The sequence below is a fragment of the Pseudomonas sp. PL-6 genome, assembly GCF_054110165.1.
On sequence record NZ_CM134189.1, the window covers coordinates 231,720 to 248,450 of the forward strand.

Below are 16,731 nucleotides of genomic sequence, written 5' to 3' on the forward strand. Positions count from 1 at the left end.
GACATCCTCTTGTGCTTGGACAGTGACGCTACTGTGCCGCCGCGCCCGCCAACGCGCCCGACCGAGCACGCCAACCTGCCTACCGGACACGCCAACCTGCAATGACCGCCGAACCCACCACCCTGGCCAGCTGGACCCGCGCCCTGCGCAAGCAGCTCGACGCCCTGGGCCTGGACAGCGCCGCGCTGTGCCACGCCGCCGGCCTCGACCCGGCGCTGCTCGACGACCCCAACGCGCGCTGCCCGTTGTCGGTGACCACGCGCCTGTGGCAACTGGCGGTGGCGGCCAGCGGCGACCCGGCGCTGGGCCTGAAGACCTCGCAGTACGTCAGCCCGACCACCTTCCACGCCCTGGGCTATGCGCTGATCGCCAGCAGCAGCCTGCGCGAGATGTTCGAGCGCATCGTGCGCTACCACCGGGTGGTCAGCGACGCCCTGGAACTGGAGCTGCGCCAACTGGACGACGCCTACGAGTTCCGTTTTCGCGTGCCGCCCGGCAGCCCGCCGCCGGCCCCGGAGGCGCTCGACGCCTTCGCCGCAATCTACGTGCGCAGCTGCCGCAATCGCCTGAGCCGTGATTTCGCCCCGCTGCTGGTGCAGCTGCAGCGCCCGGCGCCGGCCGATCCCGCGCCCTGGCAGGCGGTGTTCCGCGCGCCGCTGCAGTTCGATGCGGCCGAGAGCCTGCTGCGCTTTCCCCGCGCCGCCTTCGAGCAGCGCCTGGACGACGGCAACCCGGAGCTGGCCGAACACAACGAGGCGGTGCTCAAGCGCAGCCTGGAACAACTTCGTGCCGCCAGTTGCAGCGAGCGGGTGCGCAGCTGCCTGGAGACGCAGCTGCCGGACGGCGAGCCCTCGGCCGAGCGCATCGCCCAGGCCCTGCACCTGAGCCTGCGCAGCCTGCAACGCCACCTGGCCGAGGAGGGCACCAGCTACGAGGCGCTGCTCGGCGACACCCGCCACGCCCTGGCCCTGCGCCATATGCGCGATCCACGCTGCTCCATCGGCGAGGTCGCCTACCTGCTCGGTTTCAGCGACAGCAGCAGCTTCGGCCGCGCCTTCAAGCGCTGGACCGGGCAGACGCCGAGCCAGTACCGCGACGGCCTGAAGCAGCCATGAGCCAGTACGACCTGCTGCTGGCCGGCGCCGGCCATGCCCACCTCGGCGTGCTGCGCCGCTGGGCCCTGGTGGAGCGCCCGCCGGGACGCATCGCCCTGCTCAGCCCCGGCCCCGAGGCCTGGTATTCGGGCATGCTGCCGGGTCTGCTGGCCGGGCGCTACGCCGCCGCCGACTGTCGCCTGGAACTGCAGCCGCTGTGCCGCGCGGCCAAGGTGGAGCTGATCGAGGGCGAGATCGCCGCGCTGGATGCCGCCAGCCGCCAGGTCGAACTTGCAGATGGCCGGCGCCTTGCGGCCGAGTGGCTGGCGCTCAATGTCGGCGCCGCGGTGGCCGCGCCGCCGCAGCGGGGCGATGCCATGCAGCTGCTGGCGGTGAAACCCTTCGCCGGTTTTCTCGCCGGCTGGCAGCAGTGGCAGGCCGAGCCACGGCGCCTGGCCATCCTCGGCGGCGGCGCGGCGGGGGTCGAGTTGGCCCTGGCGCTGGCTGGGCAGGTACCGGCGCTGGCGCTGTTCTGCGCCGGCCCGCTGCTCGCCGGGCACGCCCCGGGCCTGCGCCTGCGCGCCCTCGGCCACCTGCGTCAGCGCGGCGTGCAGGTGCGCGAGCACTGCCCGATCGGGCGGATCGAGGACGACTGGCTGCTCAGCGGCGACGAGCCGGTGTGGCGCGGCCGGCGTCTGCTGCTGGCCAGCGGCGCACGGCCCTGGCCCTGGCTGGCGGCCAGCGGCCTGGCCTGCGACGAGCAGGGTTTCGTCGCCATTCGCCCGAGCCTGCAGAGCCAGTCCCATGCCCAGCTGTTCGCCGTCGGCGACTGCGCCAGCCTGGCTGGCGCGCGGCGCAGCGGCGTCTACGCGGTGCGCCAGGGCCCGGTGCTGGCGGCCAACCTGCAGGCGGCGCTGCAGGGCCGGCCGCTGCGCCAGTACCGCCCGCAGCGCCACAGCCTGGCGCTGCTGGCCACCGGCGACGGCGGCGCGCTGCTCGCCTGGCACGACTGGAGCGCCGGCGGGCAGTTCTACGGGCGCTGCAAGGATTGGCTGGATCAACGCTTTATCCAGCGTCATCGTCTGGTGGGTTAAGGTCGCAGCCAGCTGCGACCAAAGTGCGATGGTGCTGCTGCTTCCAAGGTGTTCGAATCGATTCCATCCTGCCCGAGTTGCGCGCGTCTTTGCCGCCGGGCCTGTCGATCGCGTAGCCTGCGTCAGGTTGCGCGGGAAGTTCGAGGAGAACCCGCCGTGACCCCGTCCGCCTACAGCGCCTCGCCGCGCCCAAGAACAAGAACTCTGAGGTCGGTCATGCAAGCTGCCTTTGTCCGTTCCCCGATTGCCTGCCTATTGCACGCCCTCGGCCTGGCCGGGTTGATGCTGGTCTACCAGCAGACGGCGCTTCCGCTCTATGTCAGCGTGCCGTCCTTGCTGCTGCTGGCGCTGTGGCCCTGGCTCGGCCCCTGGCAGCGTCGCGACGAGCCTGCGGCCGCGCAGCAGCCGGCCAGCGGCGACTTCGTCGAACTCAGCCGCGGCCTGTCGCGGCACACCTGCCACAACGCGCTGTCCGCCGCCCAGGTGGCGCATGCGGTCAAGCAGCTGGCCGAGCGCCTGCAGTCGCAACTGGCGGCGGTGGCGCAGGTCAGCCAGGCCGCCGAGGCCATCACTCACACCGAGCAGGACAGCGCCGCCCGCGCCGAGCAGACCCTGGCCGCCGCGCGCCAGGTACGCGATGCCAGCGCCAGCGGCCAGGCCGAGCTGAGCCAGGCCATCGCGCGCATGCAGCAGCTCAGCGCGCAGACCCTGGCCAGCCGCGAGCTGATCGACGGTCTCGGCAGCCGCACCGAGCAGATCGAGCAGGTCACCCAGGTGATCCAGTCCATCGCCAGCCAGACCAACCTGCTGGCGCTCAACGCCGCCATCGAGGCGGCCCGCGCCGGCGAGATGGGCCGCGGTTTCGCCGTGGTCGCCGACGAGGTGCGCAACCTCGCCGCGCGCACCGCCAGCGCCACCGAGGAAGTCAGCCAGATGGTCGCCGACATCCGCCAGCAGAGCGCCGCGGTGGTCGCCCATATCCAGCGCCAGAGCGGCGAGCTGGAGCAGGCCGCGCAGCAGATCGAGACGGCCGGCAGCCAACTGCACGGCATCGCCGAGCAGGCCGAGGAGGTCGAGCAGCAGGTGGCGCAGATCAGTGCCGGCACCGCCGACAACCACCAGCGCCTGGCCAGCCTGTCCGCCGCCGCGGTGCAGCTGCAGAGCGACGTGCAGGGCAGCGAGGCGCAGACCCGCCAGCTCGCCGGCGCCGCCGAACAGCTGGTGGGCCAGGCCGAGACGGTCAGCGAACAGCTCGCCGAGGTTGGCCTGGACGCCTACCACCAGCGCGCCTACGACCTCGCCCGCGAGGGTGCCGCGGCCATCGCCGCGCAGTTCGAGGCGGATATCCAGGCCGGGCGCATCGGCCTCGACGACCTGTTCGACCGCCACTACCAGCCGATTGCCGGCACCCAGCCGCAGAAGTACCGCACCCGCTTCGACCAGTACGCCGACCAGGTGCTGCCGGCGCTGCAGGAGCCCTTGCTCGCACGCCACGAAGGGCTGGTGTTCGCCATCGCCACCACCCCGGAAGGCTACGTGCCGACCCACAACGCCGCCTTCAACCACCCGCCCAGCGGCGACCCGGCCAGGGACGCCGCGCGCAGCCGCGGCAAGCGCCTGTTCAACGACCGTACCGGCAGCCGTTGCGGCAGCCACCGCCAGCGCCTGCTGCTGCAGACCTATATGCGCGACACCGGCGAGCTGATGCACGACCTGTCGGTGCCGATCCAGGTTCAGGGCCGCCACTGGGGCGGCCTGCGCCTGGGCTACAAGCCGGAGCCGTAGGGGAGCGCAGGGCCGCCCCGACCACGGCATTATCCAGGCAGCGGTGAGCGTCGGGCGTTGCGGGGGCTGGTGCACCGCCTTGCCGCTATCGAACCTGCGGTGCATGTGGTGCGTGCAGGCCCCCGGACGCCACGGCGAATCGGCCAGGCTGGCTCTGGCTCCCGTTGTCGGGCCGGTGCGACAAGCGCCCGGGTCACAGCACGCGGTACACCTGGCCGGTCTGCCGGCCCTCGGCGCTCTTGGCGTAGGCCAGCGCCACCGTGGCCGCCGGCACCGCCTTGAAGCCGCGGAAGTAGGGGCCGTAGGCTGGCAACGACTCCTCCAGGATGGTCGGGCTCACACCGTTGATGCGCAGGCCGCGCGGCAGTTCGATGGCGGCGGCGCGGACGAAGCCGTCCAGCGCGGCGTTCACCGTGCTGACCGCCGCGCCGTAGCGGATCGGGTCTTCGCTGAGCACGCCGGAGGTGAGGGTGAAGGAGGCGCCGTCGTTGGCGAACTCGCGGCCGATCAGCACCAGGTTGATCTGGCCCATCAGCTTGTCGTCCAGGCCCACGGCGAACTCCTTGGCGCTGAGTTCCTCCAGCGCGCCGAAGTGGGCGTTGCCGGCGGCGCTGATCAGCGCGTCGAACGGGCCGGTCTGCTCGAACAGGCGGCGGATCGAGGCCGGGTCGCTGATGTCCACCTGCAGCTCGCCGCTGTTGCGGCCGACGCGGACGATGTCGTGGCGCTCGCGCAGCTCGCGGTCGATGGCCTGGCCGATGGTGCCGCTGGCACCGACGAGGATGATTTTCATGCTGGGGCTCCTGAGTGAGGGGGTGTGGAACCAGCTTAGGCGGGATTGGGTTGCCAATAATCCGGTCAATGTGAAACCTTTGGTTCTCATATGGAAACAATGAGTGCCGCGCCATGAGCGAGCTGGAAGACCTGGTCGCCTTCGCCCTGCTGGTCGAGGCCGGCAGCTTCACCGCCGCCGCCGAGCGCCTGGGCTGCAGCAAGGGCCAGTTGTCCAAGCGCATCAGCGGCCTGGAGCGCAGCCTCGGCAGCCAGCTGCTGCACCGCACCACGCGGCGCCTGCACCTGACCGCCGCCGGCGCCGCCCTGTTGCCCGAGGCCCAGGCGCTGCAGGCCCAGGCCCAGCGCGCGCGACAGGCGGTGCGCAGCCTGCAGGACGAGGTGGCCGGCACGGTGCGCCTGACCGTGCCGGTGTCGCTCGGCGAGACCTTCTTCGATGCCCTGCTGCTGGATTTCGCCAGCCGTTACCCGCAGGTGCGCGTCGAGCTGGACCTGGCCAACGCCTACCGCGATCTGCTGGCCGATGGCTTCGACCTGGCCATCCGCTCCGGCGTGGAACAGGACGAGCGCCTGGTGGCGCGGCCGCTGTTCGCCCTGCAGGAAATCACCTGCGCCGCGCCGGCCTACCTGGCGCGCCACCCGGCGCCGCAGACGCCGGCCGAGCTGAGCCGGCACCAGTGCCTGCTCAACACCCATTACAGCGGCTTCGAGCAGTGGCTGTACCACCGCCAGCACCGCCTGGAGCGGGTGCCGGTGTCCGGGCAGCTGGCCAGCAACCACTACAGCCTGCTGAAGAAGGCGGCGCTCAGCGGCGCCGGCATCGCCCGCCTGCCGTCCTACATGGTCCAGGATGAGCTGGCCGATGGCCGCCTGCTGTGGCTGCTGCGCGACTACCAGACGCGCAGCACCCCGGTGTTTCTCGTGCACCCCTGGCAGGGCGGCCTGCCGCGCCGGACCCAGGCGCTGGTGGACTACCTACTCGGCTGGTTCGAACGCAGCCGCCTGGCGCTGGACGGCCTCAACGCCTGAGTTCGCCGGCCACCTGCTGGATCTGCTGGCGCAGCCAGCGGCGCAGGCGGTCGGCGTCGGTGCGCTCGTGCCAGATCTGCATCACCTCCACCTGCGGCAACTCCAGGCCGGCCGGCAGAGGGTGCAACACCAGCGAGGCGTCGCGCGCCACCGCCTCCTCGGCCACCGAGCGCAGGCAGGTCAGCAACAGTTCGCTGCCGCGCACCAGGCGGCTTGGCGCGATGAAGCTGGACAGCCCGGCCGCCACCCGGCGCGTTTGCCCCTGGGCCTGCAGGGCGCGGTCGACCAGGCCGTTGAGGTCGCCGGTGAGGGTGGTCAGCAGGTGTTCGCAGGCCAGGTAGGCCGGCAGGTCGAGCCCCCCGACCAGGCGCGGATGGTCGCGCGCGGCCAGCACCACGAAGTCCTCGGAGAGCAGGCGCTGCTGGCGGAAGGTGTCCGGCAGGTTGGCGTAGAAGCCGGCGATGGCCAGGTCGCAGGTGCCTTTCTCCAGCTCCTCGCGCGGCAGCAGGCCGCGGGTGTTGTGGGTGATCAGCAGCAGGTTGGGCGCCTGCTCGCGCAGGCGCGGCAGCAGGACGGGCAGCAGGGTCTGCTCGATGTAGTCGGTGGTGTAGAGGTGGATGCGCTCGGCGCGCTGCAGGAAGTCGCGGCCCTCGCACTGGTCGTAGAAGGCCTCCAGCTCGGCCACCAGGCCCTGCACCAGCGGCGCCAGCTCATGCGCCCGCGGCGTTGGCGTGAGGCCGCGCGGGGCGCGCACGAACAGCGCATCGCCCAGCTCGTGGCGCAGCTTGTTCAGCTTGTGGCTCAGCGCCGGCTGGCTCAGCGCCATGCGCGCGGCGGCCAGCGAGGCGTTGCGCTCCTGGTAGAGCACGTGGAAGACCAGCAGCAGGTTGAGGTCTTTGTTGGCGATATTCACTTTTTGGATACCAGAAATAAAAGCTTTCGAATTATCGAATCATAACCGCCCGCCTAAGATTCGCCTCATCCGAACGGACCCGCGTTCGCCTCATTCAATGGAGACCGCCCATGAAGACCTTCCACCCGCTGGCCCTGGCCGTGCTCGCCGGCCTCGCCGCCACCCCGGCCTTCGCCGCCGAGCCCAAGGGCCAGGTGCTGGTGCTGCTGTCCAGCGAGAACCAGCTCGCGCTCAAGGATGGCCAGCACTACGCCACCGGCTACTACCTCAACGAGTTCGGCGTGCCGGCCGACCGCCTGCTCAAGGCCGGCTACGAGCTGGTGCTGGTGACGCCCAGGGGCAATGCGCCGAGCGTGGATCAGAAGTCCGTCGACCCGCAGTACTTCGGTGGCGACGCGGCCGAGATGCAGCGCATCCAGCAGGTGGTGGCCGGGCTGCCGGGCATCGACGACAGCCTGTCGCTCGACGAGGTGCTGGCCGGTGACCTGGGGCAGTACGAGGGGCTGTTCATCCCCGGTGGCCATGCGCCGCTGATCGACCTGGCCAACAACCCGCAGGTCGGCGCGCTGCTGCGCCATTTCCACCAGGCCGGCAAACCCACCGCCGCCATCTGCCACGGCCCCATCGCGCTGCTGGCGGCGCAGGCCGACCCGCAGGGCTACGAGGCGGCGCTGGTCCGCGGCGACCAGCCGGCGGCCACGGACTGGACCTACCAGGGCTACCGCATGACCATCTTCTCCGACCCGGAGGAGGCGGTGTTCGAGGGCTCCCTGGAGGGTGCGCGCATCCGCTACTACCCGGCCCCGGCAATGGCCACCGCCGGTGGCGACATGCAGTACGCCAAGGCCTGGCAGCCGCACGTGGTGGTCGACCGCGAGCTGATCACCGGTCAGAATCCCTTCTCCGACAAGGCCCTGGCCGAGGCCCTGCTGACCCTTCTGGAGCGGAGCTGAACGATGAAATACCTGCATACCATGGTGCGCGTCCGGGATCTGGATGCCTCGCTGCGCTTCTACCGCGATGCCCTCGGCCTGGAAGTGCTCAAGCAGCGCGAATACCCCCAGGGCCGCTTCACCCTGGTCTACCTGGCCGCCCCGGGCGACCGGGATGCCCAGGTCGAGCTGACCTACAACTGGGACACCGAGGACTACGGCAGCGCACGCAACTTCGGCCACCTGGCCTATGCGGTGGACGATATCTACGCCGCGTGCCTGCGCCTGCAGGAGCACGGCGTGACCATCAACCGCCCGCCACGTGACGGCCACATGGCCTTCGTGCGCTCGCCGGACCAGATCTCCATCGAGTTGCTGCAGAAGGGCGAGCCGCTGGCGCCGGCCGAACCCTGGGCGTCCATGCCCAACGTCGGCAGCTGGTGAGCGCACCGTGCGCCTGAACGCCGACTTCGCCCTGCCCGTGGTGATCCGCCCGGGCGATGCGCCCTGGGTGCAGTCGCCGCTGGCCGGGGTGGAACGGCAGATGCTCGACCGCATCGGCGAGGAGCTGGCGCGGGCCACCTCCATCGTGCGCTACGCGCCGGGCTCGCACTTCAGCGCGCACGGGCATCCGGGCGGTGAGGAGTTCCTGGTGCTGGACGGGGTGTTTTCCGACGAACGTGGCGACTACCCGGCCGGCACCTACGTGCGCAATCCCATCGGCAGCCGCCACACGCCCTTCAGCCGCGAAGGCTGCACGATTTTCGTCAAGCTGATGCAGTTCGATGCGGCCGATCGCGCCGAAGTGGTGATCGACAGCCGCCGCGCCGAGTGGACGCCGGGGGCGCTGCCCGGCCAGCATGAGCTGGCCCTGCACGCGTTCGCCGGCGAGCAGGTGCGCCTGCAGCGCTGGGCGCCCGACACCGCGCAAGCGCCGCATGGCTATCCCGGCGGCGCCGAGTTTCTTGTGCTCGAAGGCAGCCTGCAGGACGAGCGCGGGGTGTATCCGGCGGGCAGCTGGCTGCGCTACCCGGCGCAGTTCAGCCATAGCCCGGGCAGTGCCGAGGGCTGTCTGGTCTGGTGCAAGACCGGGCACCTCGCGCCCTAGACGCCTGTACTGGCGGGTGCGGCGGGCGGTCTTCAACTGCTCGGCGAGCAGCGCGCACCTATACTGGGAGAGAGCGGACGCAGCGGCGCCATCTGCGGCCGTCCCTGGCCCCGGCATGGCGCGGGAGGCATCCCGATGCCCGGCTTGCGCCTGCTGCTCGCCGTGCCGCTGCTGGCGCTGGTGGCCTGCGCCTCGGCGCCCCCGGTGCAGGTGTCGGCATATACCTGGCGCCAGGTCGACCGCGATATCGCCGCCGCCTCGCGCAGCGCCGCCAGCCAGGCCCGCGAGCAGGCGCTGGCGGCCATGGATCGCTGGCTGGACCTGGTCTACCGCCAGACCGACACCGCCTATATCCCCTGGTTCTCCAGCTACTGGACCCAGCGCTGGCTGGGCTTCAAGGTCGCCTGGTACAAGCTCGACGGCGAAGGCGAGCGCGATGAGACCGTGAGCCGGCTCGCCCAGTACCTGCAGGAGCAGTACCAGGACCTGGTGCTGGAGCCGGTGGCCAGGGATATCGCGCCGCCGCAGATTCTCCAGCAGTCCACCCAGTTCTACCTGCGCCAGCTCGACCAGCAGCTGCCGGGCATCGCCCAGCGCCACGGCATCCCCGCGGCGCAGTTCGACCAGCATCTGCAGGCCATTGCGGCCATCGCCGTGCCGCCCGGCGCCTCGCTCTACCAGGTGCTCCGGGCCAAGCCGCTGGAGCGCCTGCCGGCCTACGCCGCGCTGATCGAGCGGATCGGTGCGCAGCCGGGCAACGCGCTGGCCTGGTCGGCGCATCCGGGCATCTCACAGGTGACCCGCAGCACCAGCGAACGCCTGGTCGACGACCTCACCACCAGCGGCGCCGCCAGCGTGATTTCCTCCATGGTCGGGCGCGCGGCCGGCCTGGTGGTGTCCATCGGCGCCTCGGTGTTCCGCGCCATGGTTCACGAGCGCGAGCGCCCGGCCACCGAGATGCAGCTGCGCCGCCACCTCAACGACGCCTTCGACGAGCAATGGCTGGCGCTGGTGCGCGACCCCGAGCGCGGCGTGATGGCCGGCATCGAGCACTTGTCCAGGCAGATCGAGGCCAGCCTCGGCGGACCCGGTGCGCTGCTGCCGCGCTACCGGCCGGTGCTGGCCGATGGGCAGCCGCTATGGCGCGAGCCCTGAACTCGCCGGCGCGCATTGTTTAGCCAGGGAATAACTGAATGTGTAAAAAATGCGATTTAACCGGGATTCGCCGCCATGCGAGTCTCCTTGGCCATGACTCCCGTCGCCCAGCCTCATCGCCACCCGCCCAGCGCCAGTCCGTTACGGACCCGCCTCGGCGCCGACCGGCTCAATCCCCTGCTGACCATCATCCTCGCCTTCTGGGCGCTGTGGCACTGCCGTCACGCGCGTCCACCGGACGCCGCGCCCGCCTGCTGACAGCAAGGGCTGCGCCATGCCCGCAGCCGTCCAACCCAGCCTTGTCTGCCGTAGCCAGGCGCTCGACCATCGAGCCGGCCGTGCGGACCCCGAGCGCCGAATTGGCGCAAGCGAGCGCAACATGACGAGTTTTGCCCCCGTGCAGGAAGCCGAGGATTTCCTCGCGCACAACCCCGATATCGAACTGATCGAGCTGTTCGTCCTCGACGCCAACGGCGTGCCGCGCGGCAAGCTGCTGCACCGCGAGGAGCTGCTGGCGCTGTACCGCAGCGGCCGGCCACTGCCGAGCACCATGCTCGGCCTGACCCTGCAGGGCGAGGACGTCGAGGACTCCGGCCTGGTCTGGGAGGTCGGCGACATCGACTGCCGCGCCTACCCGCTGCCCGGCAGCCTGGTGCGCCTGCCCTGGCGGCAGATCCCCACCGCAGCGGTACAGGTGTCGATGCACCCCACCGAAGGCCTGCCCGCCACCGTCGCCGATCCGCGCCAACTGCTGGTGCGGGTGATCGAGCAGCTCGAAGCCGACGGCTACCACCCGGTGATGGCCTGCGAGCTGGAGTTCTATTTGCTCGACCAGAAACCGGACGCCCAGGGCCGCCCGCAGCCGGCGCTGGACGCCGACGGCGGCCGCCCGCGGCAGACCCAGGTCTACGGCCTGCGCGAGCTGGAGCAGATCGAGCCGTTCCTCAAGGATTTGTACGCCGCCTGCAAGGCCCAGGGCATCCCGGTGCGCACGGCGATTTCCGAATACGCCCCCGGCCAGGTGGAGATCACCCTGGAGCACGGCCCGGCGCTGGCGGCGATGGACCAGGCGGTGCGCTACAAGCGTCTGGTCAAGGGCGTGGCCCATGCCCACGGCATGCAGGCCTGCTTCATGGCCAAACCGTTCGCCGAGATCGCCGGCACCGGCATGCATATGCACGTGAGCCTGGCCGATGCGGGCGGCGCCAACCTGTTCGCCAGCGAGCTTTCTGATATCAGACAGGGGGCCGGCACACCGCTGCTGCGCCAGGCGGTCGGCGGCATGCTCGCCAGCCTGCTCGATTCGCTGCTGCTGTTCTGCCCCAACGCCAACTCCTACCGGCGCTTCCAGGCCAACAGCTACGCGCCGCTGGCGCCGACCTGGGGGGTGGACAACCGCACCGTCAGCCTGCGCGTGCCGGGCGGCCCGGCGCCGACCCGGCATGTCGAGCACCGCATCTGCGGCGCCGACGCCAACCCCTATCTGGCCGCCGCGGCGATCCTCGCCGGCATCCACCGCGGCATTCGCGAGGGGCTGGATCCGGGCGAGCCGGTGCAGGGCAACGGCTATGCCCAGGCCAAAGAGCTGCTGCCCACCGACTGGCTGACCTCGATCCAGGCGCTGGAGCGCTCCGGCTGGGCGCGCGACGCCTTCGGCGCCGAGTTCCTCAAGGTCTTTCTCGCGGTCAAGCGCGCCGAGTATCGCCAGTTCATGGGCGAGGTCGGCGAGCAGGATTGGCGCTGGTACCTGAGCAACGCCTGATGGCCCCTATTTGAAAGGATCGCGGCTGAAGCCCCTGCCACAGAGTGTGGAGATTGTGGGTGCCCCATGTGGGCCGCGACCCCCGGATTTATCGGTGCACACGTCGCACCCTACGGCGGCTCGCCGCTTCGAGGATTTTGCTATGAACGCCATCACCCAACCCGTCAAACCCGCCGCCGAGCGCGCGCCGTCCTATTACTCGGCCTCGCTCAATTTCGAGACCGACTACCCGACGCTGCAGGGCAGCGTGAGCGTCGACGTGGCCATCATCGGCGGCGGCTTCACCGGCGTCGCCACCGCCGTGGAGCTGGCCGAACGCGGCCTCAAGGTGGCCGTGATCGAGACCCACAAGATCGGCTGGGGCGCCACCGGGCGCAACGGCGGCCAGGTCACCGGCAGCCTGTCCGGCGACGAGGCCATGCGCAAGCAGATGCGCAACAGCCTGGGCGAGGAGGTGGACGACTTCATCTGGCACCTGCGCTGGCGCGGCCACCAGATCATCAAGAGCCGGGTGGAAAAGTACGGTATCGACTGCGATCTCAAGCACGGCCATCTGCACGCGGCGATGAAGCCGGTGCACATGGACGAGCTCAGGGCTTCCTATGAGGAAGCTGTGCGCCGCGGCATGGGCGAGGAGGTGACCCTGCTCGACGCCGCCGGCGTGCGCGCCCAGCTCGGCAGCGAGCTGTACTGCGGGGCGATCAGGAACAACCGCAACATGCACCTGCATCCGCTCAACCTGTGCATCGGCGAGGCCAAGGCGGCCGAGAGCCTGGGCGCGCTGATCTTCGAGCATTCCGAGGTGCTGGAGATCGTCCACGGCGCGCGTCCGGCGGTGGTCACCCGCGGCGGGCGCATCGAGGCCAAGCAGGTGCTGCTGGCCGGCGACGTCTACCACAAGCTGGAGCGGCGCAAGCTCAAGGGCCTGATCTTCCCGGCCATGGGCGGCATCGTCACCACCGCGCCGCTGGGCGAGCTGGCGAAAGAGATCAACCCGCAGGACCTGGCGGTGTACGACTGCCGCTTCGTGCTCGACTACTACCGCCTGACTGCCGATGGCCGCCTGCTGTTCGGCGGCGGCTGCAACTACTCCGGGCGCGATTCGCGGGATATCGCCGGCGAGCTGCGCCCGTGCATCGAGCGCACCTTCCCGCAGCTCAAGGGCGTGCAGATCGACTTCCAGTGGAGCTGCGCCATGGGCATCGTGATGAACCGCATTCCGCAGCTGGGCAAGCTGTCGAGCAACGTCTGGTACTGCCAGGGCTACTCCGGCCACGGCATCGCCACCACCCACATCATGGGCGAGATCATGGCCAAGGCGATCACCGGCGACCTGCAGCAGTACGACACCTTCGCCGCCTGCAAGCACATCAAGGTGCCGCTGGGCGACCAGCTCGGCAACCCGATGCTGGCCGCCGGCATGTGGTACTACCAGATGCTGGAGAAGCTGCGCTGAGTGTATTTACCGCGCTGAAGATGCGGTGCGGCGTGCTGATGTCGGGCCGATAGGCGCCAGGGGCAGGGCGGCTATCGGCCAGTTGCGGATCCATCTGCCGGTGAATTTGCTTTAGGACGCTGCTCCTGGCTTGACGCGTCGCGTTCATACCAGGTCGTCCGGTCTAAGGTCGTCCATGCAAGGGGTAAGCTAACCCGGCTTCCTGATCGGCCGGCTTCGCCAAAGGTCTACCGCTTCGAGGTATCCGCAATGGGTGTAGTTGGCGCCGGGGCGGTGAACGGCATTTCCCGCCGTGCTAGGCAATCTGGATCATCTGGCTGACAATCGGTGGCTCAACCAGTAGTTCACCAGCCAGCGCGCTGAACTGCAGATAATGCGCCTGCAGTACATGGTCATTCAGTGCTGCTTGATCCCGCCAGATCTCGTAGATCATGAAATCCTTCGGCGCTTCGACAGACCGGTGCAGGGTGTACTGAAGGCAACCAGTACGGGCTTTCATCGAGCATTTTAAAGCGTGGGCTGCTGCTCACCCCATAGATTGCGGATTCCACGGCCATCCGCCAGCTATTCCATGAACATTCGGCCACTGATTCCGCGGTGATCCAGCCCCCGTTCCACGCTCATCCGACCACCCTTGAGGCAGGCAGCAACGCAGGATTAATTCACTACAGCGAATTCAAACATCCTGACGAACCGATACTGGAAGCGCGTGCTTGAGGAGAGCGGATCGCTGCTGCTGATTGCCGCTTCAATGCTTGCCGCAGTACGTTGGAGTGCCGGCGTTAACCGGAATTGCAGCCCATTGCCATCCACGAACCGTAGGACAAGAACACATGCCAAACCCCTCCTACGGTGAATCTTCGTGTACCGCTGCAGCCAGTGGCCTTGTCGAAGTGCGCGGGGCGCGCGAGAACAACCTCAAGGATGTAGACGTCGCCATCCCGCGCAATGCACTGGTGGTGTTTTCAGGCGTCTCTGGCTCCGGCAAATCCTCGCTCGCATTCGGCACCATCTATGCCGAGGCGCAGCGGCGCTACTTCGAGTCGGTTGCGCCCTATGCGCGGCGTCTGATCGATCAGGCTGGCGTACCGGACGTCGATGCAATCGATGGTCTGCCGCCGGCGGTTGCATTGCAGCAGCAGCGTGGTGCCAGCAATGCGCGCTCTTCCGTGGGTAGCGTGACCACGCTCTCCAGCCTCGTGCGGATGATGTATTCGCGTGCCGGTGCCTATCCAGCCAATCAGCCGATGCTGTATGCCGAGGATTTTTCACCCAACACGCCACAGGGCGCATGCCCGGCCTGCCATGGCTTGGGCCATGTGTACGAGGTGACGGAGGCCACCATGGTGCCGGACCCGTCGCTCAGCATCCGTGAGCGCGCGATCGCCGCTTGGCCGCCTGCCTGGCATGGGCAGAACCTGCGCGACATCCTGGTCACCCTGGGTTATGACGTTGACCGACCGTGGAAGGATCTGCCGAGGAAGGACCGCGAGTGGATTCTGTTCACCGACGAAACGCCGACGGTGCCGGTGTACGCTGGCTTCACGCCTGCTGAAACCCGTGCGGCGCTCAAGCGGAAAATGGAACCCAGTTACATGGGGACCTTTACAGGCGCCCGACGTTATGTGTTTCACACCTTCGCCAACACACAAAGTGCGCTGATGAGAAAGCGGGTGTCGCGCTACATGGAAGGACGGTCGTGCCCGTCTTGCCATGGCAAGCGACTCAAGTCCGAAGCGCTGTCGGTGACTTTTGCCGGGGTGGATATCGGTGAGTTCATGCAAATGCCCCTCGACCGGTTGGCGGCCTTGCTTGAGCCGATCTCTGCGGGCGATTTCCGCGCCCATACGGCAGGTGCAGAGACTGACGGGGACGCGACGAGGCGCGACCGGGCCGAACGTGCTGCAGCGGGCCGCGCGGTCCATGCGATATCGCCTGATGTGCGCCGCACCTCCGCGTTTTCGGAAGAGAAGCGCATCGCCGCCCAGCGACTGGCCGGCGGTGTGATGGCACGCCTGCGCCAATTGCGCGGACTGGGCCTGGGGTATCTAACGCTGGATCGTGCTACGCCCACGCTATCAGCCGGCGAACTGCAACGCTTGCGTCTAGCCACGCAACTGAGTTCCATGCTGTTCGGCGTGGTTTATGTGCTCGACGAACCCTCGGCGGGCCTGCATCCCGCGGACAGTCAGGCACTCTACGACTCCCTCGACAAGCTGCGGGATGCTGGCAATTCGGTGTTCGTGGTGGAACACGACCTGGACTTGATGCGCCGCGCGCAATGGCTGGTGGACGTGGGGCCGGATGCCGGCGAGCGGGGCGGTCGCGTGCTCTACAGTGGTGTGCCGGAAGGCCTGCGCGAGATTGCTGAGTCACGCACCGCGCGTTACCTGTTCGATGAGATCCCCGCTCCGGGGAGCCGTGGCCGCGAACCGGCCGGATGGCTGGAGCTACGGGGCATCCGTCGTCACAACCTGCATGGGGTGGATGCACGCATCCCGCTAGGCGTGCTGACGGCAGTTACCGGTATCTCCGGTTCGGGCAAATCGAGCCTTGTTGCCCAGGCCCTGCCGGAGTTGTTGCTCCTGCACCTGGGGCACGAACCCGAAGACGATGTGACAGGCAGCGCTAGCAGCGAAGGGCCGGCGGTGATCGAAGTTACCGGTGGTCATCTGGCGGGCGATGTGGATGTTGTGCAGCGCCTGGTTCAGGTGGACCAGAAGCCGATTGGTCGCACGCCACGCTCTAATCTGGCCACCTACACGGGCCTGTTCGACCACGTGCGCAAGTTGTTCGCCGCCACGCCCGATGCGCGCCGCCACCGCTATGACGCGGGGCGATTCTCTTTCAATGTGCCCAAGGGGCGCTGCGAAACCTGCGAGGGTGAAGGCTTCGTCAGCGTTGAGTTGCTGTTCATGCCCAGTGTCTACGCGCCTTGTCCGACATGCCATGGCGCCCGCTACAACGACGCCACGCTCACAGTGCAGTGGAACGGGCGAAACATCGCTGAAGTGCTGCAGATGACGGTGGAGGAGGCCCACGACTTCTTCGCAGGCGAAGATGCGGTGGCGCGACCACTCCAATTACTGCGCGAGATAGGGTTGGGCTACCTGCGCCTGGGGCAGCCTGCTACCGAGCTGTCGGGCGGCGAAGCGCAGCGCATCAAGCTCGCCACGGAGTTGCAGCGCAGCCAAAGGGGCCGCAGCCTTTACGTGCTTGATGAGCCGACCACTGGGCTGCATGCATCGGACGCTGACCGTTTACTGGTGCAGCTACAGCGCCTGGTCGATGCCGGCAATACCGTGGTGATGATCGAGCACGACATGCGCGCTGTGGCCCAAGCCGATTGGGTGCTCGACGTGGGGCCGGGGGCGGGTGATGCCGGCGGCCGCATCGTGGCGGACGGTACTCCTCAACAGGTGGCTCGGGCGCCAGGCAGCCGGACTGCTCCATTTCTTGCCGAAGCACTCATACGAGCTGAGTAGAGCCTATACGGCGTCAATTCTGCACGCCCCGGTCGAGCCCCTTCTGTGCACTCCGGCATTTGGGGGGCGTTACCGGCCGCCTCCCCAAACGCTTTAATGGCCGATAGAACACCTTCACACTGAAGC

General features: G+C 68.8%; 15 protein-coding genes. 12 read left to right on the forward strand and 3 right to left on the reverse strand.

Features of this window, described 5'->3' with window-relative positions:
* The first annotated feature begins 101 nt into the window (after positions 1-101).
* From ACW9UL_RS01075 to ACW9UL_RS01085, 3 genes are all read left to right on the forward strand, one after another.
* Complete coding sequence (locus ACW9UL_RS01075) at positions 102-1,115, forward strand: AraC family transcriptional regulator (protein WP_397498695.1); 1,014 nt, start codon at positions 102-104, stop codon at positions 1,113-1,115.
* Positions 1,112-2,188, forward strand: coding sequence for an FAD-dependent oxidoreductase (locus tag ACW9UL_RS01080; RefSeq protein WP_457788562.1), 1,077 nt, complete (start codon positions 1,112-1,114; stop codon positions 2,186-2,188). The genes ACW9UL_RS01075 and ACW9UL_RS01080 overlap by 4 nt, the downstream gene beginning before the upstream one ends.
* Before the next feature lie 282 nt (positions 2,189-2,470).
* Complete coding sequence (locus ACW9UL_RS01085) at positions 2,471-3,973, forward strand: methyl-accepting chemotaxis protein (RefSeq protein WP_457790891.1); 1,503 nt, start codon at positions 2,471-2,473, stop codon at positions 3,971-3,973.
* A 193-nt stretch (positions 3,974-4,166) separates the two neighbouring features.
* Here the strand turns inward: ACW9UL_RS01085 and ACW9UL_RS01090 are convergent, their stop codons facing one another.
* A complete protein-coding gene (locus ACW9UL_RS01090) occupies positions 4,167-4,766 on the reverse strand; it encodes a short chain dehydrogenase (RefSeq protein ID WP_457788563.1) in 600 nt (199 codons plus the stop codon).
* 113 nt (positions 4,767-4,879) lie between these two features.
* On the opposite strand from ACW9UL_RS01090, the gene ACW9UL_RS01095 reads away from it, so the two are divergent.
* Entirely contained in the window at positions 4,880-5,794 is a 915-nt protein-coding gene (locus tag ACW9UL_RS01095) for a LysR family transcriptional regulator (protein ID WP_457788564.1), read from the forward strand.
* Here ACW9UL_RS01095 and ACW9UL_RS01100 read toward each other — a convergent pair.
* Complete coding sequence (locus ACW9UL_RS01100; protein ID WP_457788565.1) at positions 5,784-6,707, reverse strand: LysR family transcriptional regulator; 924 nt, start codon at positions 6,705-6,707, stop codon at positions 5,784-5,786. The two genes, ACW9UL_RS01095 and ACW9UL_RS01100, sit on opposite strands and share 11 nt — an antisense overlap.
* Positions 6,708-6,817: 110 nt before the next feature.
* On the opposite strand from ACW9UL_RS01100, the gene ACW9UL_RS01105 reads away from it, so the two are divergent.
* The 7 genes from ACW9UL_RS01105 (at position 6,818) to ACW9UL_RS01135 (ending at position 13,120) form a co-directional block, all read left to right on the forward strand.
* Complete coding sequence (locus ACW9UL_RS01105) at positions 6,818-7,660, forward strand: type 1 glutamine amidotransferase domain-containing protein (protein ID WP_457788566.1); 843 nt, start codon at positions 6,818-6,820, stop codon at positions 7,658-7,660.
* Between the two features lie 3 nt (positions 7,661-7,663).
* Positions 7,664-8,083: a VOC family protein gene (locus ACW9UL_RS01110; protein WP_457788567.1), complete on the forward strand. Its 420-nt coding sequence runs from the start codon at positions 7,664-7,666 to the stop codon at positions 8,081-8,083.
* Between the two features lie 7 nt (positions 8,084-8,090).
* Entirely contained in the window at positions 8,091-8,747 is a 657-nt protein-coding gene (locus tag ACW9UL_RS01115; RefSeq protein WP_457788568.1) for a cupin domain-containing protein, read from the forward strand.
* A gap of 135 nt (positions 8,748-8,882) precedes the next feature.
* Positions 8,883-9,902, forward strand: a complete 1,020-nt coding sequence (locus ACW9UL_RS01120; protein ID WP_457788569.1) for a hypothetical protein — start codon at positions 8,883-8,885, stop codon at positions 9,900-9,902.
* Between the two features lie 75 nt (positions 9,903-9,977).
* The gene (locus ACW9UL_RS01125; protein WP_457788570.1) at positions 9,978-10,160 is read left to right on the forward strand and encodes a hypothetical protein; all 183 of its coding nucleotides are present in this window, start codon (positions 9,978-9,980) and stop codon (positions 10,158-10,160) included.
* 121 nt (positions 10,161-10,281) lie between these two features.
* On the forward strand, positions 10,282-11,664 hold the full coding sequence (locus ACW9UL_RS01130; protein WP_457788571.1) for a glutamine synthetase family protein: 1,383 nt from the start codon (positions 10,282-10,284) through the stop codon (positions 11,662-11,664).
* A gap of 142 nt (positions 11,665-11,806) precedes the next feature.
* Positions 11,807-13,120 carry an NAD(P)/FAD-dependent oxidoreductase gene (locus tag ACW9UL_RS01135; RefSeq protein WP_457788572.1) on the forward strand — a complete coding sequence of 438 codons (1,314 nt, stop codon included), beginning with the start codon at positions 11,807-11,809 and terminating at the stop codon, positions 13,118-13,120.
* Between the two features lie 295 nt (positions 13,121-13,415).
* Here the strand turns inward: ACW9UL_RS01135 and ACW9UL_RS01140 are convergent, their stop codons facing one another.
* Positions 13,416-13,619 carry a putative quinol monooxygenase gene (locus tag ACW9UL_RS01140; protein WP_082457776.1) on the reverse strand — a complete coding sequence of 68 codons (204 nt, stop codon included), beginning with the start codon at positions 13,617-13,619 and terminating at the stop codon, positions 13,416-13,418.
* A gap of 334 nt (positions 13,620-13,953) precedes the next feature.
* Here ACW9UL_RS01140 and ACW9UL_RS01145 point away from each other — a divergent pair, with 334 nt between their 5' ends.
* The gene (locus tag ACW9UL_RS01145; RefSeq protein WP_457788573.1) at positions 13,954-16,605 is read left to right on the forward strand and encodes an excinuclease ABC subunit UvrA; all 2,652 of its coding nucleotides are present in this window, start codon (positions 13,954-13,956) and stop codon (positions 16,603-16,605) included.
* Positions 16,606-16,731: the final 126 nt, after the last annotated feature.